This window comes from Vibrio sp. D173a (assembly GCF_030248475.1).
Genome location: NZ_JAHGAH010001446.1, coordinates 1 through 745 on the forward strand (window position 1 = coordinate 1; position 745 = coordinate 745).

Here is a 745-nt window from a genome sequence, read left to right on the forward strand (position 1 = left end):
CTAAAGTGAGTAGCACTTTCATAGACCTTGTAGCGTCTTGTATTCAGGGGCATATATTCAGCAATGTAGCCAGACTCTAATGCCTGAGGTAGATCTCCAATATCGACACCGGCCGCCAGTATTAAGGTTGGTACTGTAATGTCATTTAAGCTGCCCACTGAAAAGCTGCGAGCAAGCCCCAGATCAAGGCTAACGACACGTTGAATTCGAGTGTCTGAAAACTGTTTATTGCTTGGCTCTTTATCTTGGGCTTTGTCTAACCCTAACTCTTCAGCAAGCCCACAAGTTCGTGGGTTCGGGTATGCCTGACAATTAGCCTTAAAGGTTGGTCTATCCAGTTTTGCTCCCGCCAATTGCATCACTGTCCAACCACCTAGTGAATGCCCGATAACCGCAACATTGTCTGCGTTAACAGACGACTTCCACGCGGTGTCAGATAATAAATAATCCAGAATACGCGATACATCTCTCGGTCTTTCCCACCATTTAGCAGCTTGCTTTGGGGACTGGTCAAAAGAGGTGGTTCCCGGGTGGTCGGCGGCGGCGACGATGTAGCCATGATTCGCAAGTCTGGTCGCTAGCCAGTTTTGGTTTCGCCAGCTCCCTCGGTAGCCGTGTGAGAGCAGGACTACTGGGAAAGTACCTGCTTGAATTTTTGCATCTCTTATAACTTGTGTGCCGATGAAGTCCGGGTTATCGCCAATTAAGGTTGTGTCTGATGTATCTTGTGTGGGATACCAAATCG

At 48.2% G+C, this 745-nt stretch carries 1 protein-coding gene; it reads right to left on the bottom strand.

Translation table 11 applies throughout. The annotated features are described in order from the left end of the window. On the bottom strand, positions 1-743 hold a 743-nt coding region (locus tag KIV40_RS33960), incomplete at its 3' end, for an alpha/beta fold hydrolase (RefSeq protein WP_285353845.1). Positions 744-745: the final 2 nt, after the last annotated feature.